21 protein-coding genes and 2 pseudogenes are annotated in these 25396 nt (G+C 64.1%); 9 read left to right on the top strand and 14 right to left on the bottom strand.

Features of this window, described 5'->3' with window-relative positions; genetic code table 11:
• Positions 1-17 precede the first annotated feature (17 nt).
• The gene (locus tag V1280_RS28800) at positions 18-203 is read right to left on the bottom strand and encodes a hypothetical protein (protein WP_334532153.1); all 186 of its coding nucleotides are present in this window, start codon (positions 201-203) and stop codon (positions 18-20) included.
• A 3-nt stretch (positions 204-206) separates the two neighbouring features.
• The gene (locus V1280_RS28795; RefSeq protein ID WP_334538443.1) at positions 207-407 is read right to left on the bottom strand and encodes a hypothetical protein; all 201 of its coding nucleotides are present in this window, start codon (positions 405-407) and stop codon (positions 207-209) included.
• 185 nt (positions 408-592) lie between these two features.
• Here V1280_RS28795 and V1280_RS28790 point away from each other — a divergent pair, with 185 nt between their 5' ends.
• On the top strand, positions 593-838 hold the full coding sequence (locus tag V1280_RS28790) for a hypothetical protein (protein WP_334532150.1): 246 nt from the start codon (positions 593-595) through the stop codon (positions 836-838).
• A 118-nt stretch (positions 839-956) separates the two neighbouring features.
• The gene (locus tag V1280_RS28785) at positions 957-1217 is read left to right on the top strand and encodes a hypothetical protein (protein ID WP_187437604.1); all 261 of its coding nucleotides are present in this window, start codon (positions 957-959) and stop codon (positions 1215-1217) included.
• Between the two features lie 46 nt (positions 1218-1263).
• Here the strand turns inward: V1280_RS28785 and V1280_RS28780 are convergent, their stop codons facing one another.
• A complete protein-coding gene (locus V1280_RS28780; RefSeq protein WP_334532147.1) occupies positions 1264-2688 on the bottom strand; it encodes an epoxide hydrolase family protein in 1425 nt (474 codons plus the stop codon).
• Positions 2689-3076: 388 nt separating this feature from the next.
• On the opposite strand from V1280_RS28780, the gene V1280_RS28770 reads away from it, so the two are divergent.
• Positions 3077-4774: a GMC family oxidoreductase gene (locus V1280_RS28770; RefSeq protein WP_334532144.1), complete on the top strand. Its 1698-nt coding sequence runs from the start codon at positions 3077-3079 to the stop codon at positions 4772-4774.
• A gap of 10 nt (positions 4775-4784) precedes the next feature.
• Here V1280_RS28770 and V1280_RS28765 read toward each other — a convergent pair whose 3' ends face one another.
• On the bottom strand, positions 4785-6884 hold the full coding sequence (locus V1280_RS28765) for a methyl-accepting chemotaxis protein (protein ID WP_334532141.1): 2100 nt from the start codon (positions 6882-6884) through the stop codon (positions 4785-4787).
• Positions 6885-7030: 146 nt separating this feature from the next.
• Positions 7031-7246, bottom strand: coding sequence for a hypothetical protein (locus V1280_RS28760; RefSeq protein WP_334532138.1), 216 nt, complete (start codon positions 7244-7246; stop codon positions 7031-7033).
• Between the two features lie 197 nt (positions 7247-7443).
• Here V1280_RS28760 and V1280_RS28755 point away from each other — a divergent pair, with 197 nt between their 5' ends.
• Together V1280_RS28755 and V1280_RS28750 are read left to right on the top strand one after the other, a co-directional pair.
• Complete coding sequence (locus V1280_RS28755) at positions 7444-7581, top strand: hypothetical protein (RefSeq protein WP_334532135.1); 138 nt, start codon at positions 7444-7446, stop codon at positions 7579-7581.
• Positions 7582-7707: 126 nt separating this feature from the next.
• On the top strand, positions 7708-8838 hold the full coding sequence (locus tag V1280_RS28750) for a lactonase family protein (RefSeq protein ID WP_334532132.1): 1131 nt from the start codon (positions 7708-7710) through the stop codon (positions 8836-8838).
• Positions 8839-9236: 398 nt separating this feature from the next.
• On the opposite strand, the gene V1280_RS28745 is transcribed toward V1280_RS28750, so the two are convergent.
• Positions 9237-10064: a hypothetical protein gene (locus V1280_RS28745; RefSeq protein ID WP_334532129.1), complete on the bottom strand. Its 828-nt coding sequence runs from the start codon at positions 10062-10064 to the stop codon at positions 9237-9239.
• A 403-nt stretch (positions 10065-10467) separates the two neighbouring features.
• Between V1280_RS28745 and V1280_RS28740 the strand changes: the two are divergent.
• Both V1280_RS28740 and V1280_RS46900 read left to right on the top strand, forming a co-directional pair.
• Positions 10468-11565 (top strand): annotated as a pseudogene (locus V1280_RS28740) (type I restriction-modification system subunit M); the annotation flags it as partial.
• A pseudogene (locus tag V1280_RS46900) lies at positions 11561-12112 on the top strand (restriction endonuclease subunit S); the annotation flags it as partial. The pseudogenes V1280_RS28740 and V1280_RS46900, both read left to right, overlap by 5 nt.
• Positions 12113-12145: 33 nt before the next feature.
• Here V1280_RS46900 and V1280_RS28735 read toward each other — a convergent pair.
• The 3 genes from V1280_RS28735 to V1280_RS28725 form a co-directional block, all read right to left on the bottom strand.
• On the bottom strand, positions 12146-12514 hold the full coding sequence (locus tag V1280_RS28735; protein ID WP_334532126.1) for a DEAD/DEAH box helicase family protein: 369 nt from the start codon (positions 12512-12514) through the stop codon (positions 12146-12148).
• Positions 12515-12730: 216 nt separating this feature from the next.
• Positions 12731-12931 carry a hypothetical protein gene (locus tag V1280_RS28730; protein WP_334532123.1) on the bottom strand — a complete coding sequence of 67 codons (201 nt, stop codon included), beginning with the start codon at positions 12929-12931 and terminating at the stop codon, positions 12731-12733.
• A 4-nt stretch (positions 12932-12935) separates the two neighbouring features.
• Positions 12936-13229 carry a BrnT family toxin gene (locus tag V1280_RS28725; protein WP_334532120.1) on the bottom strand — a complete coding sequence of 98 codons (294 nt, stop codon included), beginning with the start codon at positions 13227-13229 and terminating at the stop codon, positions 12936-12938.
• Positions 13230-13294: 65 nt separating this feature from the next.
• On the opposite strand from V1280_RS28725, the gene V1280_RS28720 reads away from it, so the two are divergent.
• Complete coding sequence (locus tag V1280_RS28720; RefSeq protein WP_334532117.1) at positions 13295-14488, top strand: type I restriction-modification enzyme R subunit C-terminal domain-containing protein; 1194 nt, start codon at positions 13295-13297, stop codon at positions 14486-14488.
• 204 nt (positions 14489-14692) lie between these two features.
• Here V1280_RS28720 and V1280_RS28715 read toward each other — a convergent pair whose 3' ends face one another.
• Entirely contained in the window at positions 14693-17140 is a 2448-nt protein-coding gene (locus V1280_RS28715) for an adenylate/guanylate cyclase domain-containing protein (RefSeq protein ID WP_334532114.1), read from the bottom strand.
• A 257-nt stretch (positions 17141-17397) separates the two neighbouring features.
• On the bottom strand, positions 17398-19455 hold the full coding sequence (locus V1280_RS28710; protein WP_334532111.1) for an AsmA family protein: 2058 nt from the start codon (positions 19453-19455) through the stop codon (positions 17398-17400).
• Positions 19456-19690: 235 nt separating this feature from the next.
• On the opposite strand from V1280_RS28710, the gene V1280_RS28705 reads away from it, so the two are divergent.
• Positions 19691-20365 carry a Crp/Fnr family transcriptional regulator gene (locus V1280_RS28705; RefSeq protein ID WP_148778951.1) on the top strand — a complete coding sequence of 225 codons (675 nt, stop codon included), beginning with the start codon at positions 19691-19693 and terminating at the stop codon, positions 20363-20365.
• Between the two features lie 52 nt (positions 20366-20417).
• On the opposite strand, the gene V1280_RS28700 is transcribed toward V1280_RS28705, so the two are convergent.
• From V1280_RS28700 to V1280_RS28690, 3 genes are all read right to left on the bottom strand, one after another.
• Complete coding sequence (locus V1280_RS28700; RefSeq protein ID WP_334532107.1) at positions 20418-23561, bottom strand: efflux RND transporter permease subunit; 3144 nt, start codon at positions 23559-23561, stop codon at positions 20418-20420.
• Positions 23561-24490, bottom strand: coding sequence for an efflux RND transporter periplasmic adaptor subunit (locus V1280_RS28695; RefSeq protein ID WP_148778949.1), 930 nt, complete (start codon positions 24488-24490; stop codon positions 23561-23563). Before V1280_RS28695 ends, V1280_RS28700 begins: the two co-directional genes overlap by 1 nt.
• A gap of 143 nt (positions 24491-24633) precedes the next feature.
• Complete coding sequence (locus V1280_RS28690; RefSeq protein ID WP_334532102.1) at positions 24634-25299, bottom strand: OmpA family protein; 666 nt, start codon at positions 25297-25299, stop codon at positions 24634-24636.
• Between the last annotated feature and the right edge of the window lie 97 nt (positions 25300-25396).

Raw genomic sequence — 25396 nt, 5'->3', positions numbered from 1 at the left:
CGCACGCGAGCGTGCGATCAGGACTCGTCGGGATCGCCGACCAGCCCGCGAAGGTGCTCGAGATCGATCATCGGACCTTCGAAGGTTGAGACGACCGGCTCCAGCGAGCCGTCGTCGCCGAGAAGCTTCTCGACCGTGTTCAGGACGTCCGACGCGCTGCGCGCGACGACCGTCAGCGATCCGACTTTGACGAGGAAGGGCAAGCGCTACTCCGGCGTCCGCGGACCGGGCGAGGTCAGCCATTCGCTCATATGCGAACCGGTTTCGGCCTGTCGGGCCTTCCGCAACAGAGCCTCCCGCTCCAGGCCGAACGGCAAGGATTCCGCGTCCGCGCGCAAACGCTTTGCCTCTGCGGCCAAGCGCTCTTCCAGGGATTGGACTTGTCTAAACCGTCGTCGCTTCTGCATCGGGAGCTTTCCAAACTCCCTGCCCGCCACGACCATAGCCTACTCCGAATGCGATGTAACTCATTGTTTTTATGGAAGTATTTTACTCACAATCCCTCTTTCAGGGGGTTTGTGGAACTTTAGCGAAATGAGTAGATTGAGTAACCTACTAATCCGCCATCCCTCCCACTGCAGCGAGAAAGGCCATGCAGGACCTCCGCGGAGAACGTCTTCAAATCATGCTCACCCCGGAAGAGCTTTCGCTCGTTGACGATTTTCGGTTCGAGCACCGCATGCCGACCAGGGCGGCAGCGGTTCGAGAATTGCTGAAACTCGGACTCGCCGCCGAGCCGGTCCAGGCCGACGGCAGCCGCTCCAGCCATTACGGTCTGTTCGACCGCGGGCCGGATGGACACAAGCCAAGTGGCGAGGGCACCCAGGAGCCGGGTTAGTCCAACCAGGCACGATCATGCCGGGACGCGCGTTCAGCATCCGCTCATACAAAGGCTGTTACGTTCGTCCTGATCGTCCGCACCTTGTATTCGCGCGGCGTTTCCATATCTCACCGGCATGATGCAGCTCACACTCGTCCAGGACCAGGCGATACAGGCGTTGATGGCAGGTGCCGTCGGCGCCGAGACATTCGATCGCCTCTTTGCAGGCATCCGCTTCGACAAGCTCGACGGCACGATGCTCTATGCCTTCGCCAAGGACGAGGAGATCGCCTCCGACATCGAGGACGGCTATTCGATCTATATCGCCGGTGTCGCAGCGCGCGTGTTGAAGCGACAGGTCGATGTCGTCGTCGTGATGCCGAAGGTTCTGCAATAGAGGATGGTCTCCCTGCATGAGGGCGGCCCGGTGCGCGCCGGTGTCTTCAACTTGGGCTTCGGAGAGGCCGGAACGCGTCGCGAACCTCCCTGCTGAAAATCCCGGGCTGCTCCCACGCCGCGAAATGTCCGCCGGCCTCGGCCTGATGGAAGTAGATCAGCTTGTGATAAGCCTTCTCGGCCCAGCTCCGCGGTGCCACGAAACTCTCGGCGGGAAACGCGGTGACGGCGGCCGGTATCTCGACATTCGCCGGCAGATAGAGATTGGTCTTGTTCTCCCAGTACAGCCGCGCCGAAGAGATCGCGCTGTTGGTCAGCCAATACAGCGTGATGTTGTCCAGCACGTCGTCGCGTGTCAGCGCGCCTGCTGAATACCCGTTGATCGCGCGCCCGAGCACCGCGGCCTGCATCGCCGAGGCCGGCTGGGCATAACCGTCGCCGTGGTCGAGCAGCCAGGCCGCAAGACCGGCCGGCGAATCTGTCAGGGCTGCGAGCGTTTGCGGGCGCGTGCCCATGATCTGCGCGTAGGCGCGGCGTTTCGTGAATTGAACCATGAGCTGGGCGAAGGCGTCCTTCTCCTCATCCGACAGATTGGCCGGGGCAGGCTCGCCCGACGCCACGGCCTTGAGAATCTCCGGCGGAACGACGCCGGGCAGATTGACGTGGATGCCGATCAATTCCGGGGCGCCGAGCTTGGCCATCTCGTTCGAGACGGGCGAGCCCCAATCGCCGCCCTGTGCGACGAACTTCTCGTAGCCGAGACGCTTCATCAGCACGACCCAGGCGCGTGCGATCCTCTGCGGATCCCAGCCGGTCGTGGTCGGCTTGCCCGAGAATCCATAACCAGGCATCGAGGGGATCACGAGGTGGAAGGCATCATCCGCGCTGCCGCCATGCGCCGTCGGGTTGGTCAGGGGATCGACGATCTTCATCTGCTCGATGACCGAGCCGGGCCAGCCATGGGTCACGATCATCGGCAGGGCGTTTTGATGCCGGGAGCGAACATGGATGAAGTGGATGTCGAGACCGTCGATCTCGGTGATGAACTGCGGCAGCGCGTTCAGCCGCGCCTCGACCTTCCGCCAGTCGTAATCGGTTTGCCAGTAACGGACGAGATCCCGGAGCATCGCCTGCGGCACACCCTGGGAATCGTCGGTCACCGTCTCCTTGTCCGACCAACGGGTCGCCGCCAGACGCCGGCGAAGGTCGACAAGATCCGCCTCGGGAATATCGATGTGGAATGGACGGATCTCGCCGCCGGTGGCGGCCGGCGCCGGACCTCCCGAAAGGAGGCTCGCGGTACTCGCGGCAGCAAACCCGATGGCGGCGCCGATCAGCAGCTTGCGCCTGTCATTGTCGATCGTATCCCGATCAGATTCCGCAGCGGTGATGGCGGCTGGTGTGTTCGCATGCGTTTTCGTTGGACGGAAAAGCAGCGCGGTCTTGTCGCGCAGATAGCTGGTCTCGGACATTGTCACCTCCTTGAGCCGCCATGCGGCGGGGTGCATGGAATCTATTCGGGCAATTTCCGGCCGGTCCGTTCGCGGATGATGTGGTCGGCGTACCAGTCCGGCCAATTTGCATCGTGTTCGCCGCTCCGTCTTTCATGATCGCCGTGTGCCGTGGCGGCGCGCCGCAGCGCTGCCGGATGAAGAAAACGTGATGTAGCCCGTGAAGGACAATCTAGCTGACCGTTGCGTCGCGAAGAGCTGGTCGCCGAGCAGGCCCTCAAATACCGAGGGGAGCGGGAGGCGCGCTGGGAGGTATTCAAGGCAAACCGCTAGGCGAAATTCAGCCGGCGTGACCTCGCGATCAAACCACGCTACCCTCTTGGGACAAGAACAAGAGGAAACGCCAATCGTGTACGACTACATTATCGTGGGCGGCGGCTCGGCGGGGTCCGTGCTGGCCCACCGGCTCTCCGCCAGGAGCGCCAACAAGGTCCTGCTGTGCGAAGCCGGACAGGACACACCACCCGGCAACGAGCCGGCCGAAATCAGGGACAGCTATCCGGGCACCGCCTATTTCGATCCACGCTTCCACTGGACGGAATTGAAGGTCACGACCCAGGTCGTCAGCCACAACAATCCGAACGAAGCCCGTCCCCCGTTGCGCAAATACGAGCAGGCGCGCGTGCTCGGCGGCGGCTCCTCGATCAACGGCCAGATGGCCAATCGCGGCGCGCCGACCGATTACGACGAATGGGACGCGCGGGGCGCCGAGGGCTGGACGTGGAATGACGTGCTGCCGTTCTTCAAGAAGGTCGAGCGCGACCTCGATTTCGACGGACCGTATCACGGCAAGGATGGCCGGATCCCAGTCCGCCGCATTCCGCGCGAGCACTGGACCCGGCATTCGCAGGCTTTCGCCGACGCCTTCGATCAAGCCGGCCATCCCTTCGTCGCCGACCAGAACGGCGAGTTCGTCGACGGCTATTTCCCGGTGACGCATTCCAACCAGGCCGAGCAGCGCGTCTCGGCCGCGATGGGCTATCTCGATCGCGACACTCGCAAGCGTTCGAACCTGACGATCTCCACCAACACGCAGGTGAGAGAGCTGCTGTTCGAAGGCACGCAATGCGTCGGCGTGAAGGCTGTCGTCGACGGGCGCGAGCAGGAATTCCGCGGACGCGAGATCATTCTCTCCTCTGGCGCGATCCATTCGCCGGCGCATCTGCTGCGCGCCGGCATCGGCCCGGTCGGCCACCTCAAGGATATGGGCATTCCGGTGCTGATGGGGCTCGCGGGCGTCGGCCAGCGCCTGATGGATCATCCCTCGATCTCGCTGTCGTCGTTCGTCCGCCGCGGCGCGCGCATGAACGAGCATACCAGGCGCCACATGCAGCTTGGCCTGCGTTACTCGTCGGGGCTGCCGGGCGTGCCGAAGGGCGACATGTTCGTCATCGTGCTCAGCAAATCGGCCTGGCACGCGGTCGGCACGCAGATCGGCTCGCTGCTCACCTTCGTCAACAAGACCTATTCCGAGACCGGACAGGTCAGGCTCGCCTCGCGCGACCCGGGAGCCGAGCCGATCGTCGAGTTCAACCTGTTGTCCGACCGGCGCGACCTCGAGCGGCTGATGAGCGGCTTCCGCAAGATGGCGGCCATTCAGATGAGCGACATCGTGAAGGCGGTGACCGACAAGCCGTTCCCGGCCGCCTATACCGACAAGGTCCGCAAGATCGGCGTGGTCAACACCAGGAACAGGATTTTGACCCAGATCGCCGCGACCCTGATGGATGGACCGGCGGCGCTGCGCCACTACCTGATCGACAATTTCGTGGTCGAAGGCTTTACCTTCGATGACGTGATCAACGACGACGAAGCGCTGGAAGCCTTCGTGCGCAAGGCCACCATCGGCGTCTGGCACGCCTCATGCTCATGCCGCATGGGCTTGGCCAGCGATCCCATGGCGGTGGTCGATGCCCAGGGCCGCGTCAAAGGCATCCAGGGCCTGCGCGTCGTCGACGCCTCGATCTTCCCGGTGGTGCCGTGCGCCAACACCAATTTTCCGGTGTTGATGTCGGCGGAGAAGATCGCGGCCGCGATGATGCAGTAGTCCCGAACGACTACGCCGCCCGGAGATCGCCGACGAAGCGGTCGACGTCGCGCTTGAGATCGTCCGACAGGCGCGCCAGCATCTTGGCGGAATCCAGCACTTCGCCGGCGGCAGCACCCGTTTGCCCTGCGGCCTGCGACACGCCGGAGATGTGCCGCGAGACTTCGTTGGTGCCTTGCGAGGCCTGCTGCACGTTGCGCGCGATCTCGCGCGTTGCGGCGCCCTGCTCCTCGACGGCGGCGGCGATGGCAGCCGCGATCTCGTTGACGCGCTGGATGGTGGTGCCGATCGACTGGATCGCGGTCACCGACGATTTGGTCGCGCCCTGGATCGCAGCGACCTGACCGGTGATTTCCTCGGTCGCCTTCGCCGTTTGGGTGGCGAGGTTCTTCACCTCGGATGCGACCACCGCAAAACCACGACCGGCGTCGCCCGCGCGCGCCGCCTCGATGGTGGCGTTGAGCGCGAGCAGATTGGTCTGCTCGGCAATGCCCGTGATGAGCGCGACGACATCGCCGATGCGCTGGGCGGCATCGGCCAGCGCCTGCACCTCGGTATTGGTGCGATCGGCTTCACTGGCGGCGGCACCCGCAATGCTGGAAGATTCCGCGACCTGACGGCTGATCTCGGTGATCGAGGCCGACAGCTCTTCCGTGGCCGCCGCAACCGTCTGCACGTTGGAGGAGGCATCGCCCGACAGGCTCGCGACCGAGGCCGCCTTGGACGAGCCCTGCTCGGCGGTCGACGACATCGACTGCGCGGTGGCATTCAGCTCGCCGGAGGCCGAGGCCAGCGTGTGCAGCGATTCCGTGACGGTCTTCTCGAACTGTTGGATCAGCCCGTCGACGGCGAGCTGGCGCCGTTCTTTCCGGCCCTGCTCTGCCGATTGCTCCTCGGCGAGGCGATCGCCGGTCATCATGTTCTCCCTGAACACCGACACCGCGCGCGACATTTCCCCGATCTCGTCGCCGCGCTCGATGCCCGCGAGCTCGATCGCATAATCACGCTCGGCAAGCCGGCGCATCGCCTGCGTCAGCTTGCGGATCGGCGCGCTGACGCGGCGGTTCACCAGGATGAAGCCGAACAATGTGATGGCGAGCGCGACCAGCATCATCCCGCCATTGAGCGCCAGGCTCCATGTCGCCGACGTCATCTGCCGACCGGCGCGGGCGACCATTTCGGCAAGCGCGGCGTGGCCGGCCTCGACGTAGAAATTGAGGATGGCGGTATTGAGCTTGGCGAGCTCCACGCCCTTGATGTCGATCGTCTGGTTGTTGCTCAGTGCCTTGATGAGGCCCTGCTGGCGCTCGATCATGGCGGTGGCGTCGCTCTGCTTCGAGCGCGTGATCACGTCGATGAGGTTCGCGGGGGCATCAGTGCGGCCTGCCGCATCCAGCACCTGGCTCCAGGCTTGCCTGGCACGACCGGTATCCTCGGCCGCCCCGACAATGTCGACGGCAGTCCAGGGCTTTGCGGCGGCGCCCGCGGCTTCCAGGCGAATGGCGACGAGGCCGCCGAAATTGCGCGCGGCCCAGGCCGACTGCTTCACCCCGAGCAGGTGATCGACCACGGGATCGGTCAGTTTCAGTGCGTTCTCCAGCTCGGAGGTCAGCACGAACAGGGAGTCGAGATAGTCCTGCGCTGCTTTGCGAAACTCGTCGGCCGCCTTCGTATCGCGTGCCGCCTTCGGCTGGTGGATGAGGGCTTCGGCCTTCGTCCGCAGCGGCACAAGCGCATCATGGAGCGCAACGAGCTTGCTCAGGGCACCGGTCAGACGGGCATCGGATACACCATCGAGCCGTTCGAGCACGCTCTTATAGGCGGTTTCCGACAATTGCCGGTTGGTGGCGATCCGATCGTCGGCACTGGCGGCGGCCGGCTCTTCGGCAACCAGCGCCGACAGGAAGGTGCCGCGCTCGATGCGGAAGCCGAGCAGGGCCGTGAAAAGCTGCTGGTCGGTGCTGGCGAAGCGCTCGACCTTCTGTGCGGCGCCGTTGCGCTCGATCGCACCGAAAAGTCCGGTTGCGAGCTGCCCGATCAGGAATAGGCCAAGGACGCCGATAATGGCGCCGAGAACCGAGCGGATGGAGGGATTGCCGAACAATGCCATGGGGTGCGCCGGATCGCTGAAAAAGATGCCGAAAAATACCGGCTCGCCCCTAAGATTTGGTTCACCACATGCGCCCTCGGGCGCGTCCGGCGCGCGGCCCGGATCAGTTGAACTACGGTCGTGGAGCACTCAGGCGGCGGGGAGGCTCATTTGCCCTGCCGTGCGGCCTGGATCTCGACGAACTCGGCGTCCGGATGCGTGACGATGGTGGTGAACATGATACCGCTGATGATGAGCGACCAGGCGGTGTCCCAATAAATCCAAAACACTTCCAGCCTCCGTTTGCCAGCCACCGTTTCGGTGTCCTTCACCGGCGAGACCGGGGTAACGGCAGGGCGCGGCTGCCGTTCCCACGCGATCATGCGGCCCGGGTGCCTGCGGCTTGCGCAGGCGAAGCGCAACGTCTCCTGAGTTTGTCAGCAAGACCTTGCGATCGGTTTAACCGGTGTGGCGCTTTGCCACGACATCGCCATACCGAAGGTCCCTGTGAACGAGTTCATAGGGTCGTCGCCGTTTGCAGTGCACGATGGCCGAAGCTTCGACGGACGGATCTGGCCTGATGCGCAAACAACTGGTCGCCTGGACCATCCTGACCTCGGCTCTGGTGGCCGTCGCGGTCTGGACCTTGCTCGGTCCGCCCGACCATCCGGCCGGCACGCATCTGCCCTCGCGCGACCTGACCGCCGCGGTGCGGTAGCTCTCGCACCTGAACCGATACCATTTCAGCATCGATCAATCCCAATTGGAATTTGGTGCAAGGGAACACCAGCCGCTATCCTCCGCCGCAAAACGACAAGCCACACCGGCTCAAGGAGGACGGCCCATGATCAGACCGACACGCCCCGCACCCCGCGCGGCGATCGCCACCACACTCTTCACTGCTCTTGCCCTCATCCTGGGAGTCCGTGCCGGCATGGCCGAAACCTTCGCCTATGTCGGCAATGCCGACAGCAACGACATCAGCGTGTTCAAGCTCGCCGAGAGCGGCGAGATGACGCCGGTGCAGACCGCCGCCTTCACCGGCGTGGAAAAGCCGGGCTCCTCGACGCCGCTCGCGATCACGCCCGACCATCGCGTCCTGATCGCGGGCGTCCGCTCGCAGCCGTTCCTCGCGGTGAGCTTTGCGATCGATCCCAAAACGGGTCTCCTCAGCCATATCGGCAACGGGCCGCTCGCCGACAGCATGGCCAACATCGTCACCGATCGCGGCGGCAAGGTGCTGTTCAGCGCCTCCTATGGCGGCAACAAGGTCGCGCTGAATCCGCTGCAGGCGAACGGCGTTGTCGGCGAGCCGAAGCAGGTGATCCCGACCGGGCTGAACGCACACGCCTTCCTGCCCGCGCCCGACAACCGTTTTGTGTTCGCGACCAATCTCGGCTCCGACCAGGTGTTGAGCTTTGCGTTCGATGCGGCTTCGGGCACGCTGACGCCGAGCGATCCGCCGTCGATCAAGACGCCGGAGAAATCCGGGCCGCGGCACTTCGTGTTCCATCCCAACGGCAAGTTCGTCTATCTCATCCACGAGCTGAACGGCGACGTCGCAGCCTACAGCTATGAAGCCAGGAGCGGGGTGTGGTCCGAGATCCAGCGCACCACCGCGCTGCCTGAGGGTTTTTCCGGAAAAGACTCTGGTCAAAAGCCTTGGGCCGCCGACATCCACATCACCCCGGACGGCCGCTTCCTCTATGCCTCCGAGCGCACCACCAACACGCTCACCGCCTACAAGGTCGACGCATCAAGCGGCAAGCTGACCACGGTCGGCAGCGTGCCGACCGAGAAGCAGCCGCGCGGCTTCAACGTCGATCCGACCGGCCGCTACCTCGCCGCAGTCGGCGAGCTGTCCGACGGCATGACCGTCTACGCCATCGACCAGAGCAGCGGCGCACTCAGCAAGCTGAAATCCTACGCCACCGGCAAGAAGCCGAACTGGGTGGAGTTTTTGACCCTGCAGTGACGGGGCGCTTACCCCCCTTGCCGTGACCCGCAAGGGGGAGGGGCGCACCGCCGTTGTGGCGCTAGGTGAGTCTCATCCCGACACGCGCGAGAGCGCGATGGAGTCAGGTTCGATCGGCGTCCGGGTGAGGGGCCGCGGCACCCAGTGAGACCAGAACCCCTCACCCGGACCGCATCTTCGATGCGATCCGACCTCTCCCTACGGGAGAGGTGATCTGAGCTCTCGGTTCGCATCGATTCAACCAAAATACATTCCGCTTTAGCTGAAGAAATGCCCGCCGGAGGCCTGCGAATAGGCCTGCCACCGATGATCGAGCACGATCGTCTCGTGGCTGCCATGCTTATGGGACCTGAGCGGAATCGGCGGGATGGGCTAAGAGCGGCGGAGAGAAAAGCGATCTACCCGCACGCCCAGTCGAACTTCATGTCCCCAAAATCAAGCTGCGCATTGCCGCCGCCGAAATTGTAACCGCCAAAGTATTCCTCGAACTCGATGTAGAACGGGCTCATCTCCGGCACGGCCTGGCAGGGCCGCATGGTGCCGCCGAGATGATTTGGGGCGTGGTCCTTGCCCCAATCGTGCAGGCGGAAATTGTCGCGACTCGGCACGCCGCCGACATAGTAGTAAAGCGGCTGATAGCCGGTCGGCGCGTTGCGGCGGGTAGGTTCGTCCTGCGGACCTTTGCCGGCGTTGGGATCATCAGCGCGCGGCGCGAGCGCAATCGCGCGGTTCTCGGTAAGATCGGTGCGCGGCGGAGCGGTGAACATCTTCCTCGCGTAAGGCGCGGCGGCCTCGAAGAAGGCGCTGGCGCCGCCGACGTCGAGCCAGCGCGGCCGGTCGGCGGTGGCAAGTGCAAGCGGCGCCGGTGGCGTTGCAAACGCGCCGTCATATTCGCGTGCCGTCAGCAGCAGCGCGGCATATTCGTAATCGAGAATGTCGGTCATGCGGGACAGCCGCGGATGCGCGGGCCGTGCCGCCACCGCCTCGCGGATTTCGGGATCATCGGGCGCGCCGCCGTCATTGTGGTCGGGCGCGGTCGCAAAGAACGACACCGCGACGATGTCCTCGCCATGCACGCGGTAATCCTCCGGCAGGTTCAACGTAAAGCCGTGCATCAGCGGAAATCCGGTCACGGGATCGAGCGGCCATTGCTCGCTCGCGATGCCCGGCGGCAGGCCAAAGACCCAGCCATGGTCGCGCGCCCGCTCAGTGGGACGATCCAGCATCTGCAAATCATACGCACGCGAAGGCAAGCCAAACGCCACGGGTCTCTCCCATCCGAAGTCCGGCCTCGCCGTTGAGGCGAGGGTTAGTCGCGGGGAGGGGGGATGTGGTTCGTGGGAGGGTTGGAGGAATATCCTTCGAGGTCGACGGCAACGCCGTCGCCTCAAACTCCGTTGTCGTCCCGGCGAAGGCCGGGACCCATAACCCCAGGAAGAAATTTGGCGAAGACTCGTCGTTCGGTACCGTTACCTTCCGCAACCGAAAGATCACGCGGTATGGGTCCCGGCGTTCGCCGGGACGACCCCGGGGAGAATAAGTCCTCCACACTCCCCACCAAAGCCGCGCTTCGCTTCCCTCGCCTCATTTGCTAATGCAACCTCCGGCAAGCGCAAATCGAGGCAGGGAATGCTCACAGGCGAACTCCGTTCCAAAATCGACAATGTCTGGAACGCTTTCTGGGCAGGCGGCATCGCCAATCCGATCGAGGTGATCGAGCAAATCACCTATCTCCTCTTCATTCGCGGCCTCGACGAGGCGCATACCCGCGAGGAGAACAAGGCCAACCGCCTCGGCAAGCCAATGGAGCGGCGCATCTTCCCCAAAGGCAAGGATGATGTCGGCAAGGGCGGCGGTGTCGCCTATGAGGAAATGCGCTGGTCGCGGCTGAAGAACCAGGACCCCGCGACGATGTTTGCCATCGTCTCCGAGCATGTCTTCCCGTTCCTGCGCACCATGGCGGAGGAGGGCACCGCACACGCCACCCACATGAAGGGCGCGCGCTTTACCATTCCGACGCCGGCGCTGCTCGCCAAGGTCGTCGATCTCCTCGCCGATATCCCGATGGAGGACCGCGACACCAAGGGCGACCTCTACGAATACATGCTCGGCAAGATCGCGACCGCCGGCCAGAACGGCCAGTTCCGCACGCCGCGCCACATCATCGCGCTGATGGTGGAGATGACCGCGCCGACGCCGAAGGACGTGATCTGCGATCCCGCCTGCGGCACCTGCGGATTTCTGGTCTCGGCCGGCGAATACCTCCGCGACAACCATCCGAAGCTGTTTCACGATCAGGCAAGCCGCGACCATTTCAACAAGGAGATGTTCCACGGCTTCGATTTCGACGGCACGATGCTGCGCATCGGCTCGATGAACATGACACTGCATGGGGTTGATGATCCGGACATTCGCTACAAGGACTCGCTGTCGCAGGAGCATGCCGCCGACGAAGATCGCTATTCGCTGGTGCTTGCCAATCCGCCGTTTGCCGGCTCGTTGGATTATGAGACGACGGCCAAAGATCTGCTCGCGATTGTCAAGACCAAGAAGACTGAGCTTCTGTTCATGGCGCTGTTCCTGAAGCTGTTGAAGCCGGGCGGTCGCGCGGCCGTGATCGTGCCGGATGGCGTGCTGTTCGGGTCGTCCATTGCGCACAAGGCGATCCGAAAAATGCTGGTCGAGGACCACAGGCTCGATGGCATCGTGAAATTACCATCCGGTGTATTGCCGCAAGCGAAAGCGCGGGATCGAGCTGCTTGCCAACCTGTCGCAGTCGATATTTCTGGATATCTTTGGTAGCCCGGAAGCTAACCCCAAGGCTTGGAAACGGGGGCGGGTGGCCGATCTCCTCGATGATACTCAATACGGCACTAGCCAGAAAGCAGGTGAGAAGGGCAAGTACCCGATTTTGAGGATGGGAAATATAACCGACCGAGGAAGGATGGACTTTGAAGACCTCAAATACATCGATCTGAGCGAGCGGGACGTCGAAAAGTTTACGGTGAGGCGCGGCGATATACTTTTCAATCGGACCAACAGTGCGGAACTCGTTGGAAAAACTGCCGTCTATGAACGAGATGAGCCGTTCGCTTTTGCTGGCTATCTTGTCCGTGCGCGACCAAAGAGCGGCGTTAGTCCGCACTACATCTCCGGCTACCTAAACTCCAGCCATGGGAAGGCGACTCTTAGGGGGATGGCGAAAAGCATTGTCGGGATGGCAAACATCAATGCAAAGGAAATGGCAACGATTCCAATATTGCTGCCAGATTTCGGGACCCAAAGGCTCTATGATGAGACAATTTCGTTAATCGAAGGAAATCGTTCGGCGCTTGACCCAGCCGGCGCGCATCAGGAGATCGACCAGCGCGATCACGGTCCGCGTCTTGCCGGAGCCGGTCGCCATGACGAGAAGCGCCTTGCGCTCGCCATCCTCCTCGAAATGTTTGGCGATGGAGCGGATGGCCCGGTGCTGATAGGGCCGTTCGACGATTTTTCGGTTGATCGCCTCCGCGCCGAGCGATCTGCGGCTGGCGCGGCGCTGGATCAGAAGCTCCAGTTCGTCGCGCTTGTAGAACCCGCCGATCTGGCGCGGCGGATAGCGCGTGTCATCCCAAATCCAATGCTCGTATCCGTTCGAATAGAAGATCACCGGTCGCTGGCCGTACACCCCCACCCCAGCCCTCCCCCGCAAGCGGGAGAGGGAGCGCACTTCCTTCGTGACACGCAATCAGGATCACCGCACCGTTGGGCAAGACGATACCCCCTCCTCGTCAGCAGCCCGCCTAGTCGGAAGGCCTCATTGACTCGGGTATCGTTCCATCTGGCCGATCTGGATGCAACCCCTACGGGTTGATGACTTGCCTTCGCGCCATGGCCGTCCTCGGGACCGCTATTTGGCCGCGTCGATCCGCTCGATATCTTCCTTGAGGAGCGTGTTCACGAGGTCGTTCAGCGAGGTCCCCTGGGTGACGGCCAGGTCCGAGAGGTAGGCCAGGACGTCCGGCTCCAGATGGACGGGCGGCACGAGGCGCGCGCCCTTCCGGAAGAACTTGCCGCGCTCAGCGGTCGAGAAATCGTATTCGTCCTTCATCGGATCACCCATCTTCGTAAGATTTGATCTCGCGGCGGGTCGGGTGGCGCGCCGAGATGATGCGGATCAAGGCCCGGTCCGCGGAGAGTTCGACATAGGTATGTACCACAAGGAGCAGGTGGCCAGCCGGGTTCCGGCCCATGGTAACCCATCGTTCCTCCCCTTCGCCAGACTCTTTGTCGAGCAGCGACAGGGCCAGTGGATCGTCGAAAATGCCCATCGCCGACTCGAAGGCGACACCATGCTTGCGCCGATTGCTGTCCGCCTTCGCCGGGTCCCAATCGAACTCGAACTGCATGGTCAGAGCTGCCCGGAGAAGGCGCGGTGTTGGAGGGAGGAGAAAAGGGAATTAAGGGACATCAAGTGGCGTCCAACCCCGAACTGAAGGAGGCGAGCGCGGCGCGCTCGCTCTCCGAGCGCCTCTTCGCGGGACGGGTCGATCTGGTGCGGGCATTGGACGAGAAGCACGCCAAGGCGGGCGGCTTCGCCGCAGGCGAACAGGCTCCCTATGGGGCGGGCGACGAAGCGCCGCCGAGCGAACCGGACATTCGCGCGTCCGCCGCAAAGACGTTGCAAGACATTGTTGGCGGAATGAATGAAGACAATTTCATTGTACGTCAGCACCGCCGCTCCGTTGAGAAATTCCGTGAACCAAAGGCGTGGGAAGTCATCGACGAAGAGAAGCGCAAAGAGCTAGTCGACGAGGTCGCGCCGCTTCCCTCCGGCCACATGCTCGGCACCGAGGACGCCAAGCGCTTCGACCTCCTGATGTTCCAGCTCGAACTTGCGTTGCTCAAAGGTTCGAAGCGCTTCGACACGCTGCGCAAGCAGCTCCTCGAAATTGCGTCAGCGCTGGAAGAGCAGACAGCTATCCCAGCGATAGCGCAGCACGCGGAACTGATCGAGGAGATCCAGACCGACCAGTGGTGGGAGGGCGTCACGGTGCCTCTCCTGGAGCTCGTGCGCCTGCGCCTTCGCGATCTCGTTCAACACATCGAGAAGGGCAAGAAGGCGCTGGTCTATTCAAACTTCGCGGATGAGATCGGGGAGGGCATTGAACTCCAACTCCCGCAAGTCGGAGAAGCCGACTTCGCTCGCTTCAAGACCAAAGCGCGACACTTCCTGCGGGCGCATCAGAGCAACATCGTCCTGCACAAATTGAGGCAGGGCAAACCCCTGACGTCGTCTGACCTGAGCGAACTCGAAAAGCTACTTCTCGACGCAGGCGTTGGCGAAGCCGGCGACATCGAGCGAGCGCGCGAGACGAGCCACGGCTTCGGACGGTTTGTGCGCTCACTCATAGGACTTGATCGCGCTGCTGTCAGCGAGGCATTCGGTGGATTCATCGCCGCGGGCACCGCGACCGCCGCACAAATCGAATTCATCAACATGGTGGTAGAGCATCTGACTGACCAAGGCATGATGGACCCGTCGCTGTTGTACGAACCGCCCTTCACCGCCATCGCGCCGACAGGCCCCGAGCATCTGTTCGACGAAGCCAAGGTCGTCCGTCTCGTCAGCACGATTCGTGAGATCAACGACAGCGCAGTCGCTTGAGCGGGGCGGCAGCAACTCACAGATTCAAAACACATCAGAGCTTGGTGAGATCAGGCGCAAACGTCCGATGATGCCATCATGCCGGTGTTTTGCCCGACGTGTCAAAGGAAATTTCGCTAAATCCGCAAACGCGGAGAAATTTCGCCATGTCACCAGTGCCTTGGCTACCGTGCATGGGGTTGTTTTCGACGTTTGTGTCGGAGCTCACCCTCTCCGTCGGGCAGCAGAGGCGTCCACGACGCTCTCCTCGTCATCGCGCCACGACAAAATCTCCATCGCCAGCACGGGATGATTAAAACCCTTGAGCTGGAGATCGTCGAGTGCGCGGGCTTCGACGGATTGTTCGACCATGCCGTAGACGCGGCGGCTGACCACGATCTGGTTGGCCAGCGCCTCGCCGCAGAGGCGGGAGGCGAGGTTGGTGACGCTGCCGATCGCGGCGTATTCCAGCCGCTGCTCGAAGCCGACCTGGCCGAGCGTGGCGTAGCCGAGCGCGATGCCGATGCCGAAGCCCAGGCTATGCCCGCGGTTGCGCCACCGCTCGGTCAGCGGGCCGATCGTGTCGCGCATCTCCACCGCCATCTTCACCGCACGCGCGGTGTGGTCCTCGAACTGGATCGGCGCGTTGAACAGGATCATCACGCCGTCGCCGGCATATTTGTCGAGCGTGCCCTCGTATTTGAAGATCAGCTTGCCGAGCGCTGCGTGATATTCGCGCAGCACGTTCATTGCCTCTTCCGGCTCGGTCGCTTCCGTGAACGCGGTGAAGCCGCGCAAATCGCAGAACACCACCGTCACTTCGCGGCGCTGGCTGGTGAGCAGCCCCTCGGGGCTGTCGGAGGAGGCGATCAGCTGCGCCACCTGCGGCGCCAGGAATCGCTCGAGCTTGCGGATGCGCTCGATCTCACTGAGCTGGGTCTCGACGCGTTCCTCCAGCGACTTGTTCCAGTCCTTCAGCTGCTCGGTCTGCTCGCGCAGCTTGTCGGCCTGGGCGCGCACGGTCTCGTGCGCGGTCTCGAGCGCATGGCTCTTGTGGTCGACCTCGGTGAACAGGCGCGCGTTGCGCATCGCCAGCACCGCCTGGTTGGCGAAGGTGCGCATCAGGCCGGTGAGGCTGCCCTCGAACGCGCCGCTGGCACGGCGCAGCACCACCAGCGAGCCGAGCGTGCCCTGCTGGTCGACCAGCGGCACCACCAGCACCGAATGGAAGCCGGCATCGACCGCGACGTCGCGCAGCGGCTGTCCGGCGGCGTGATCGATATCGGCAATCGCGATCGGCTCGCCGCGCGCGGCGGCCTCGCTCAAAATGTTCTCGCCTTCGTCGATCGTGACGTGGGTGCCCTCGGCCGATTTGTCGATGCCGTCGGCCTCGACCAGATTGAAGCGATGTCGTTCGGCATCATAGCCGTAGATCAGCACCGCATCGGCGTGGCTGATCTCCAGCGCGCGGGCGGCGATGGTCGGCAGCACGGCATTGAGGTCGAGCGAGGAGGCGACCGCGCGGCCGACCTCTTCCAGCACCTTCAGCTCGTTGATCGACTGCGCGAGGTCGCGGGTGCGCGCTTCGACTTTCGTTTCGAGGTCCGTGTAGGTCTCCTGGAGCTGGCCGGCCATGCGGTTGAACTGGCCGGCGAGCTCTTCCAGCTCGTCGGAAGTGTGCACGTCGATGCGATGGCTGAAGTCGCCTTCGCCGAGCTTGTGTGCGCCGTCGCGCAGCGCCGTGATCGGGATGATCATGCGGCGCGCCAGCAGCGTGCCGGCGAGGATCGCGACCAGCAGGCCCATGCCGATCAACAGCGCGATGCGCACGAGCTGGTCGCGGATCGGCGTCAGCGCCTGCACGGTCGGCTGCTCGAACAGCACGCTCCAGCCGAGTTTTGGTACGGTGCTCGCGGCAGTCAAAACAGAATGGCCGTTGAAGTCGGTGCCTGATGTCTCGGGCTCGCGGCCGGGCGCGATCGCAGCCGCGACCTGCGGCAGCTTCGACAGATCCTTGCCGACATCGGGCCCCTTCGACGAGGCCGCCAGCACGCGACCGCGAGCGTCGACCGCATAGGCGAAGGCGGCCTTGCCGACCTGGGCGTCGGACAGGAGGTCGGAGAGGAAGCTGAGATCGATCTCGGCGACCGTGACGCCGGCATTGAAACCGGAATGCGCCACCGAGATCGACATCACCGGCTTCTGATCGACGAAGCTCGCCGCGGAATAGCTGACCCCGCGCGCCACCGCATCGGTGAAGCGCATGTCGCGGGCGAGGTCGGCATTGCTGCCGGTCGTGGTCGACTGGCGCGAGACGCGCAGCACCTCGTGGCCGTCGCCGTTGAGCTGGAACAGCTGGGAGACGACGGAGACCTGCTGCAGTAGCTGGGCGTAATCGGCGCGGCGCTTCTCCAGCGTGTCCCGGCTTGCCGTCGTCACCCAGCTGATCTGGCGTTCGAGCTCGGAGACGGATTGCTCCATGCGCCTTGCGGCGGCCTGCGCCTTGTCCTCGAGCCCGTCGGTCAGCGAGGTCTTGGTGGCGCGATAGGAGATCCAGGTCTCCATCGCGCCGTTGACGGCGAGCACGAACACGACGAGGCCGACGAGGGAGACGACATATTTGGCGAACAGGCCCTCGCGCAGAAACCAGGTCTTGTCTTTCGCTCCCGCCATCCGGATCCTCTCGCGCGGCGACCGACGCCGGCGCTACGGGCCGTACAGGCCCCGCGGCTGTTCTACCACAATTTGGGCCTTTGGACCGGCAGGGGGCCAGTCAAGGGGCGGGTGTGGTTACCCGCAGGGGACGTGGGTGGCGGCTGGCAGGGTGGTCAATCGTCGCAGCTGGCAGGCCGTCTCCTCCGTTCGGAGGAAGAACCGTGTGACGAGGCGGTGTAAGGCTGCGCGCGGAGTTCGCCGCCTTGGTCTGCCAATCACCGATTAAACAGCTGCCGCATTACGTCGTTCATCGGCTGGCTGTCCTGCTGCGCCTCGGGCGGGTCCTGGGTCGGAGGGGTCGGCGAAGCCTGGGGGGCCGGTGTGGCCGGGCTGCCTGGCAGGCTGCGGCTGCGGGCGGCGCCGTTTCCGGCGCCGCTCGAGAGCCCCTGCTGGATCAGATTGCCGATCGCCTCGCCAAGCTGGCCGCCGAGCGGATTGTTCGGCCCTTGTCCTTGCCCCGGCTGCTGGGCTTGCGGATTGGCATTGCCGGTCGCGTTGCCGCCACCGGGCGCGGCAGCGCCGCCGAGGCCAAAACTGTTCAGGATGTTGCCGAGCCCGGCGCCGTCAGGTCCGAACAGGCCCTTGCCCATCTCGCGCAGCTTCGCATAGGCGGCATCGGGATTGTCGAGCATGCCGGCCATGTCAGGATAGATCCGCGGCTGCGACCACGCGCCGGTAATCATCACGGGAATGCCGAAGCCGACGGGATCGGAGGTGCGGCCCTGGCCTTCGGTCGTCATCACCAGTTTCGGCTCGACGCGAAAACCCATCATCTTGGTGTCGAGCGCGATGGTGCCGGCGCCGGTGACGCGCACCAGCGGCCCGATCAGATTGAGATCGGTCGTCACCGCCTGGCCCTTGTCGATGCGGAAGGACGCCGAGAGCTGCGACAGGTCGGTGCTCTGCTCCTGGCTGCTGTTCTGGCTGTCCTGCCAGCCCGAGAGCGTGCCCGACGTCAGCGAGCGGATCATCTGCGCGACATTGATGCCGCGGATCGCGCCGTCCTGGAAACTGACGAAGGCCGTGCCCTGCATGTTCGCCATCAGCGCGCGCTGGCTGGTGCCGGCGCTGCGCAAAGCGAGCTTGGCTTGCAGCTTGCCGTCGATCCGGTCGAATTCGGCTAGGCCCTGCAGCAGCGGCAGCGCGCGCACGCCGAGGAGGTCGGAATGCATCGCAAAGCTCGGCGCACCGCTGGTCGCATCCAGAATCACCTCGCCCGAAACCTGGCCGCCATAGGCGCCGAGATTCGCGGTGCCCACCTTCAAGATACCGCCGGCGAGTTTTGCATCGAGCGCCAGTGGCGCAAGACGGGCGTCGCCGATGACGGCTTCGTTGGCCGAGATCCTGATCTGCGCGTCGACATAATTGAGTCCGGACACGTCGATCGGCGCATCGCTCCAGGGCTGTCCGGCCGCGCCGTCAGGCGATTTCGCCAGAGGGATCGCGAGCCGCTGGAAGTCGAGATCGACCTTCACCAGCGGCTTGCTCGCGATATCGACCGAGGCCCAGCCGTTGAAGGCGCCGTCGCCGAGCGTGCCGTTGACGCCGTTGACCATCACGACCGAGCCGTTGAGCCGCAGCTCGGCGTGGCCGGCGAGCTGAGACTTCAGCACGTCGGGCATATCGATGGCAAAATCCACCGGGATGGTCTGCCGCTCGACCGGCGTCGCCGGTGTGGTCGCCTTGATGTCGAACTTGGTCGGGTGCTCGCCGACGCGCGCGGTGCCGGCGACATTGACCTTGCGGTCGCGGCCCATGACGGCGTCGGCATTAATCGCGCCGATGCGGCCGTCGACGCGATCGCGCACCCGCGAGAATACGACTTCGCCGTTGATGATCTTGACGCGGTCGATGGTCGCGCCGTCCATGTCGAGCGCAAGCGGCTTCGGCGATGCATCGGCGTTCGGCAGGCGCTCGCGCAGCAGCGGCTGGTACAGCACCGGATGGGTGACGACGATCTCGCTGATCTTCGGGTGGCCCGACCACACGCTTGCGAGCGACATATCGGCCTGCACGCTGTCGATCGTCACGCGCGTGATGCCGCTGCGGTCCTTGGGGTCCTGGAGCGTGAGGTCGTTCAGCGTAACGTTCAGCGTCGGCCACAGGCTGATCTTGGTGGTGCCGTCGATCGACAGGCGATAGCCGCTGGCCTGCTCGACGCGCGAGGCAATCGTCGCAGTCAGGAAGCCCGAGGGGATCCCGATCACCAGCAGGAGTGCGATCACGACGATGACGGCGGCCAAAGCTGCGCCGGCGAATTTCACTGCTCTCATGTCGACCTTCCAACGACGGACGAGCGGCGTCGAATCCGGCAGATTGCCCGTCCTTCACGCCCGAGTTTATCCCGGGACGGGAAGCCGCTCCAAGCGGCTAAAAATAGTCGGGAGGTGCTGCAAAGTTATGTGACTTATGACACACTTCCCCGGCGCGGTTTTACGCGATTCTGACGACGATGCTTCCAAGCGATTTGCCCAGGAAATTGACGAGTAAATTCACAAGGACGTTGAAATGAGCAAGCAGGCCGAATTTGCGGTCATTCTGAAAATGAATGCCATGTTCGCCGATCTCGGGACGGACGAACTCCAGCGGTTGTCCAACCTCTGCCACACTCAGCATCTGGGGAATGGCGAGGTGCTGTTCCAGAAGGGTGATGCGGGCGACGCGCTGTACGGCGTGCGCCGCGGGCAGGTTCGCATCGAGACCGGCGCCTCAGACGGCAGCCGGCTGACGCTGAACTTCATGGGGCCGGGCGATCTGTTCGGCGAGGTCGCGGTGCTCGACGGCCAGAGCCGCACCGCGGACGCGACCGCCGGTGAGGTGAGCGAATTGTTCGTGCTGCGGCGCGAAGACTTCCTCGCCTTCCTCGAGCGCGAGCCCAAGGTCGCGATCAAGATCATCGCGCTCTTGTGCCAGCGCATCCGCTGGCAGAGCGAGCGCATGGAGGAATCCATGCTGCAGCCGCTGCCGGTGCGGCTGGCGCGGCGGCTCTGCGCGCTCGCCGCCGATTTCGGTTCCGAGGTGCACATCTCGCAGGAGCAGCTCGGCGTCTTCGTCGGCGCCGCCCGTGAGAGTGTCAATCGCCAGCTTCAGGCCTGGCGCAAGGAAGCGATCCTGGACCTCCAGCGCGGTCGGATCCTGCTGCGGAACATGACCAAGCTGACGGCGATCGCGCGGAACGAGTAGCGATCGCGGCGAGGGGTTTCAGTTCGCTCGCTTCAGCCGCGCCGGTGGGAACTTACTCCGCCGCCGGATGCACGATGCTCTTCGGCGCCGGCACCGTCTCCGCAGCCTCGTGATGACCGTCGGTCTCCGCGTCCTCGCTGTGCACGATCAGCCGCTTGCCGAAGCGCCAGATCAGGGCGCCGAGGTCGTCCATCACCATGAACATCGCGGGCACGAACACCAGCGACAGGATGGTCGAGAAGATCAGGCCGCCGATCACCGCGAGCGCCATCGGCGAGCGGAACTCGCCGCCGGCGCCGACCGCGAGCGCGCTCGGCATCATGCCGGCGGCCATCGCGATCGTGGTCATCACGATCGGGCGGGCGCGTTTCATGCCGGCGTCGATCATCGCCTCGTCGCGCGGCTTGCCGGAATTGATCGATTCGATGGCGAACTCCACCAGCATGATCGCATTCTTGGTGACGATGCCCATCAGCATCAGGATGCCGATCCACACCGGCGTGGTGAGCTGCTTGCCGGTGACGAGCAGCGCGGCAATCGCGCCGCCGATCGAGAGCGGCAGCGAGAACAGGATGGTGATCGGCTGCAGGAAGGTGCCGAACAGCAGCACCAGCACCGCATAGACCATCATCAGGCCGGCCGTGATCGCGGTGGCAAAGCCGTCGGAGAGCTCGTTGAGACTTTCGGCATCGCCGGAGGGGGAGACCTTCACGCCCTTCGGCAGGCTCTTCATGACAGGCAGGTCGTAGATCTTCTTGGTGGCGTCGCCGAGCGCCGCGGAGCCGACGAGGTCGGCGGCGACGGTTGCCTGCCGCTCGCGGTCATAGCGGTTGATGCTGGTCGGGCCCTGGTCGAGCTTGACGTCGGCGATGACGGAAAGCGGCACGCCGCCTTTCTCGCCATGCTCGCCGAGCGGCACGCGCAGCTGCTCCAGCGTCTTCAGATTGCCGCGCGCGGCGTCCTCGAGCTGCACGCGGATCGGGACCAGACGGTCGCCGACGTCGAACTTGGCGAGCGCCGGACCGACATCGCCGATGGTCGCGACACGGATGGTCTGCGACAGGCTTTCGGTCGAGACGCCGAGTCGCGCGGCAAGATCAGCGCGCGGCTCGATGCGCAGTTCCGGACGTTCCAGCGAGGTTTCCGAGATCACGTCGGAGATGGTTGGAATCCGCTTCATCTGCGTCGCGAGCTCGCTGGCGACGTTGTTGACGATGTTGGGGTCGACACCGGTCACAACCAGCGAAATCGCGCGCAGGCCGTTCTCGTCCAGGAACCAGAAGCGGATATCGGGAACGTTCTCCAGCTCCTGGCTGATCGAGAATTCGAGCTCGCGCTGGGTGATGTTGCGGTCGTTCTTGGGCGTGTAGTTGATGATCAGGGCGGCGCGCCGGACTTCCTGGGTGCCCGGCGGAACGCGCCCGCCGTCCACGAAGATGCTCTTTACCTCGGGCCGCTTGCGTAGGCGTGCGACGATGTCCTCGGTGACTTTTTCGGTATAGGAGAGCTGCGTGCCCGGCGGCAGTTCGAGGGCGAGAAGCGAGCGGGCGCTGTCCTGCGCCGGGAGGAAGCCCTGCGGCAGCAGCGTGATGCTCCAGATCGAGGCCGCGAAGATGCCGAAGCCGATCAGCACGGTGATGAAATAGTGCTTCACCGACCACGAGACGAGGCCGTGATAGGCGCGCAAGATGCGGCCAGGCGGTGGCTCTTCATGATTGCCATGTTTGAGAAAGTAGGCCGCCAGCATTGGCGTCACGAAGCGTGCCGCGAGCAGCGAGAAGAACACCTGCACCGAGACGGTGATGCCGAACTGCTTGAAGAACTGTCCGGCGATGCCCGACATGAAGCTCGCGGGTGCGAAGATCGCGATGATGGTCAGCGAGATCGCGATCACGGCGAGGCCGATTTCATCGGCAGCTTCCAATGCGGCACGATAGGGCGATTTGCCCATGTTCATGTGCCGTACGATGTTCTCGATTTCGACGATGGCGTCGTCGACCAAGATACCCGTCGACAGCGTGATGGCGAGGAAGCTGACGAGGTTGAGCGAGAAGCCGAGGATGTCCATCGCCCAGAACGCCGGGAAGATCGACAGCGGCAGCGAGACCGCGGCAATGATGGTGGCGCGCAGGTCACGCAGGAACAACAGCACGATGACGACGGCGAGGATGGCGCCCTCGAACAGGGTCGAGATCGCCGCTTCGTAATTGCCGTTGGTGTATTCGACGGAGGTGTCGATCAGCTTGAGGTCGACGTCGGGATAGGCGGCCTTGAGCGCGTCGATGCGCTTCTGCACGGCTTCGGCGACCTTCACGTCGCTGGCGCCCTTGGAGCGCTTGATGCCGAGTGCGACCACCGGCTCGCCGTTGAAGCGCGCGAAGGTGCGGCGGTCGGCGATGGTGTCGGTGACGGTACCGAGATCGTCGAGACGGACCTCGCCGCCGCCGAACAGCGGGACCATGGTGCCGGCGAGGTCGCTCAGCGTCTTGGCGCCGGCCAGGGTTCGGATCGCCTGGTCGTTCTTGCCGATTTCGGCGCGGCCGCCGGCGACGTCGACATTGGTGCCGCGCAGGCTCTGGCTGACATTGACGGCGGTCAGCCCCATCGCCTGCAGGCGATCAGGGTCGAGCGAGACCAGGATCTCGCGCTCGACACCGCCGATGCGCTCGACCTGGGCGACGCCGCGCACGCCTTGCAGCGCGCGCTTGACCACGTCGTCGACGAAATAAGAGAGCTGCTCCGGCGTCTTGCCGGGCGAGATCGCGGCATAGGTGACGATCGGCAGGCCGATCACGTCGACGCGCTGGATCAGCGGCTCGGTGACGTTCTGCGGCAGGTTCGAGCGCACGCGCGTCACCGCGTCCTTGACGTCATTGAGTGCGCGGTCGGTGTTGGTCTCCAGCGCGAACTGGATGGTGGTGACCGAAACGCCGTCGGTGATCGAGGAGGTGATGTGCCGCACGCCCTCGACGCCGGAGACGGCGTCTTCAACCGTCTTGGTGACCTGGGATTCGAGTTCTGCCGGGGCGGCGCCGAACTGCGCCACCGCGACCGAGATCACGGGAATGTCGGCAGAGGGCAGTCGCGTGATCGCGAGCTTGCTGAAGGAGGTCCAGCCGAGGATCAGGAGGATGATCGAAAACACCACCGACGGCAGTGGATTACGGATCGACCATGCCGAGATATTGAGAGCCATCAGCGTACCCGCGTGCGATCGAGTTCATCGGCGAACATGGTCTTGATCTGGTCGCCGTCATGCAGCGAAGAGCCGGCGTCGGCCACGACGATTTCGCCGACGTCGACCCCTTCAAGGATTTCGGTTTGGCTGTCGGATGTCAGCCCGACGCGCACCCGGCGTGTCTCGACGGTATTGCCCTTGACCACCTGCACGGTGAGATGGTCGATCGCCGTCTTGGGGACCGCCACGCCGCAGCTTCGCTTGGCGTCGATCGAGGCACGGGCAAACACGCCGACCTTCAGTGATGGATTGTTGGTGACGCTGATGCGGACACGGCCGAGCTGCGTCGCGCGGTCGATCTCGGGTGCAACCAGCCGGACCCGGCCGATCAGGTCGGCGGCGTCATCCCGGCTGATCCGTACCGTTGCGCCGGGGCTGAGTTTTGGCATGTGCACGGCCGGGACCTGCGCATCCAGCTCGATCTCGCCGCTGACGGCGATGCGGAACATCGGTCCGGCCTGCGGCGAGGCCGGCGCACCGACAATGGTCCGCACCTCCGTGATGAGACCAGGCGCGGGGGCCTTCAGCGAGATCGGGCCTTGCGGGCCCGGTCGTTGCGGCTGCCCCGGGATCTGCGGCGGCGCGGTCAGGCGCGCCAGCTCCTGGTTGTCGGTGACAACAGCGCCCTCGGTGACGAAGATGTCGGTGACCTTCGACCCTTCCTGGTCGGCCATCACCACGGCCTCGCGCCGCGGCACGAAGAAGCCGGTGACCCGCACCAGATCGGAGAAGCAGGCATTGGTCGACTTCGTCACGATGACGAGCGCCTCGCCCGGCGTCTCCTTCGCCTCGGGGCGATGCCGATGCTCGAACCAGTAATAACCGACGCCGAGCGCAATGATGAACGCCACGGTTCCCGCAGGCTTGAGATATTCGGAGATGTTCATCGCCGGATCATCCTGGCCTGGCTCGGGGTTGCTGGGATCGCTTCCCTGAAACGAAGCGGCGTCCCGCAGGGCTGCGGGACGCGCGCTGGGAGCAAGACTTTACACCACATCACGACTTGTCACTTCAACGGATTACGTCGTGGTCACTTCGATGCGGTGGTCTTGTTTTCCATATTCACGACCTGCACGCGGCGGTTCACCTCCGCCATCGGCTGGTTCGGATCCTTCAGCTTGCTCTTGCCGTAGCCGACGGTGACGAGGTCGGCGGCGGCAATGCTGTACTTCTCGACGAGGTAGCGCTTGATCGAATCCGCGCGGCGTTCCGACAGCTCCTGATTGTAGCCCTCGCCGCCGGCGGCGTCGGTGTGGCCGGCGACCACGAAGGTCGAGCCCTTCAAATCGGGGCTGGTCAGTGCGCGGCCCAGCGCCTGCACCGAAGGCAGCGATTTGGTGCTGATGTCGGCCGAGTTGTAGTCGAAGGTGATTTCGAGATCGATATTCGGCTTGTCCTTGGCGGCGGAGGCGATCTCCTCACGCTCGGTCGACGACAGCGAGCGCGTGGCGCGGCCGCGGACGGACTGGATCAGCTTGGTTTCCGCCGGGTTCGGCGCCGGATCGGCCTGAGGGGCAATCGAGAGGCCGCGGGTCAGGGGCTTCTTCGGCGCCGGCGCCAACGCGCGGACGATCTCGTCCTCGGTGACGTTCTTGCTGTTGCCGTCGTCGCCGGCAAAGGCGGGCGGGAGCGTCAGTGCGGCACTGATGGTGATGATGGACAGGATCGCGGTCAGTCCCTTTGCAGCCAATCTCATTGCCAGTCCCTCCTGCGCGAGCCCGCGCGGTTCCAAAATTCCTGCAAATGGCCCCACGGCAAGGCCGCCTGCGGCATCCGTTCTGTTAGTCTTGCCG

It is taken from the genome of Bradyrhizobium sp. AZCC 2230 (genome assembly GCF_036924495.1).
Classification (GTDB): Bacteria; Pseudomonadota; Alphaproteobacteria; order Rhizobiales; family Xanthobacteraceae; genus Bradyrhizobium; species Bradyrhizobium rifense.
This window is presented reverse-complemented; position numbering and strand designations above follow the sequence as displayed.

Bases quoted from the DNA above. Each gene is read 5' to 3' on its own strand.
- V1280_RS28700 (WP_334532107.1), bottom strand. From the start codon at position 23,561: ATGGCTCTCAATATCTCGGCATGGTCGATCCGTAATCCACTGCCGTCG.
- V1280_RS28780 (WP_334532147.1), bottom strand. From the start codon at position 2,688: ATGTCCGAGACCAGCTATCTGCGCGACAAGACCGCGCTGCTTTTCCGT.
- V1280_RS28795 (WP_334538443.1), bottom strand. From the start codon at position 407: ATGCAGAAGCGACGACGGTTTAGACAAGTCCAATCCCTGGAAGAGCGC.
- V1280_RS28785 (WP_187437604.1), top strand. From the start codon at position 957: ATGATGCAGCTCACACTCGTCCAGGACCAGGCGATACAGGCGTTGATG.
- V1280_RS28765 (WP_334532141.1), bottom strand. From the start codon at position 6,884: ATGGCATTGTTCGGCAATCCCTCCATCCGCTCGGTTCTCGGCGCCATT.
- V1280_RS28710 (WP_334532111.1), bottom strand. From the start codon at position 19,455: ATGAGAGCAGTGAAATTCGCCGGCGCAGCTTTGGCCGCCGTCATCGTC.
- V1280_RS28755 (WP_334532135.1), top strand. From the start codon at position 7,444: ATGCGCAAACAACTGGTCGCCTGGACCATCCTGACCTCGGCTCTGGTG.
- V1280_RS28745 (WP_334532129.1), bottom strand. From the start codon at position 10,064: ATGCTGGATCGTCCCACTGAGCGGGCGCGCGACCATGGCTGGGTCTTT.
- V1280_RS28750 (WP_334532132.1), top strand. From the start codon at position 7,708: ATGATCAGACCGACACGCCCCGCACCCCGCGCGGCGATCGCCACCACA.
- V1280_RS28760 (WP_334532138.1), bottom strand. From the start codon at position 7,246: ATGATCGCGTGGGAACGGCAGCCGCGCCCTGCCGTTACCCCGGTCTCG.
- V1280_RS28690 (WP_334532102.1), bottom strand. From the start codon at position 25,299: ATGAGATTGGCTGCAAAGGGACTGACCGCGATCCTGTCCATCATCACC.
- V1280_RS28705 (WP_148778951.1), top strand. From the start codon at position 19,691: ATGAGCAAGCAGGCCGAATTTGCGGTCATTCTGAAAATGAATGCCATG.
- V1280_RS28725 (WP_334532120.1), bottom strand. From the start codon at position 13,229: ATGCAGTTCGAGTTCGATTGGGACCCGGCGAAGGCGGACAGCAATCGG.
- V1280_RS28715 (WP_334532114.1), bottom strand. From the start codon at position 17,140: ATGGCGGGAGCGAAAGACAAGACCTGGTTTCTGCGCGAGGGCCTGTTC.
- V1280_RS28730 (WP_334532123.1), bottom strand. From the start codon at position 12,931: ATGAAGGACGAATACGATTTCTCGACCGCTGAGCGCGGCAAGTTCTTC.
- V1280_RS28790 (WP_334532150.1), top strand. From the start codon at position 593: ATGCAGGACCTCCGCGGAGAACGTCTTCAAATCATGCTCACCCCGGAA.
- V1280_RS28695 (WP_148778949.1), bottom strand. From the start codon at position 24,490: ATGAACATCTCCGAATATCTCAAGCCTGCGGGAACCGTGGCGTTCATC.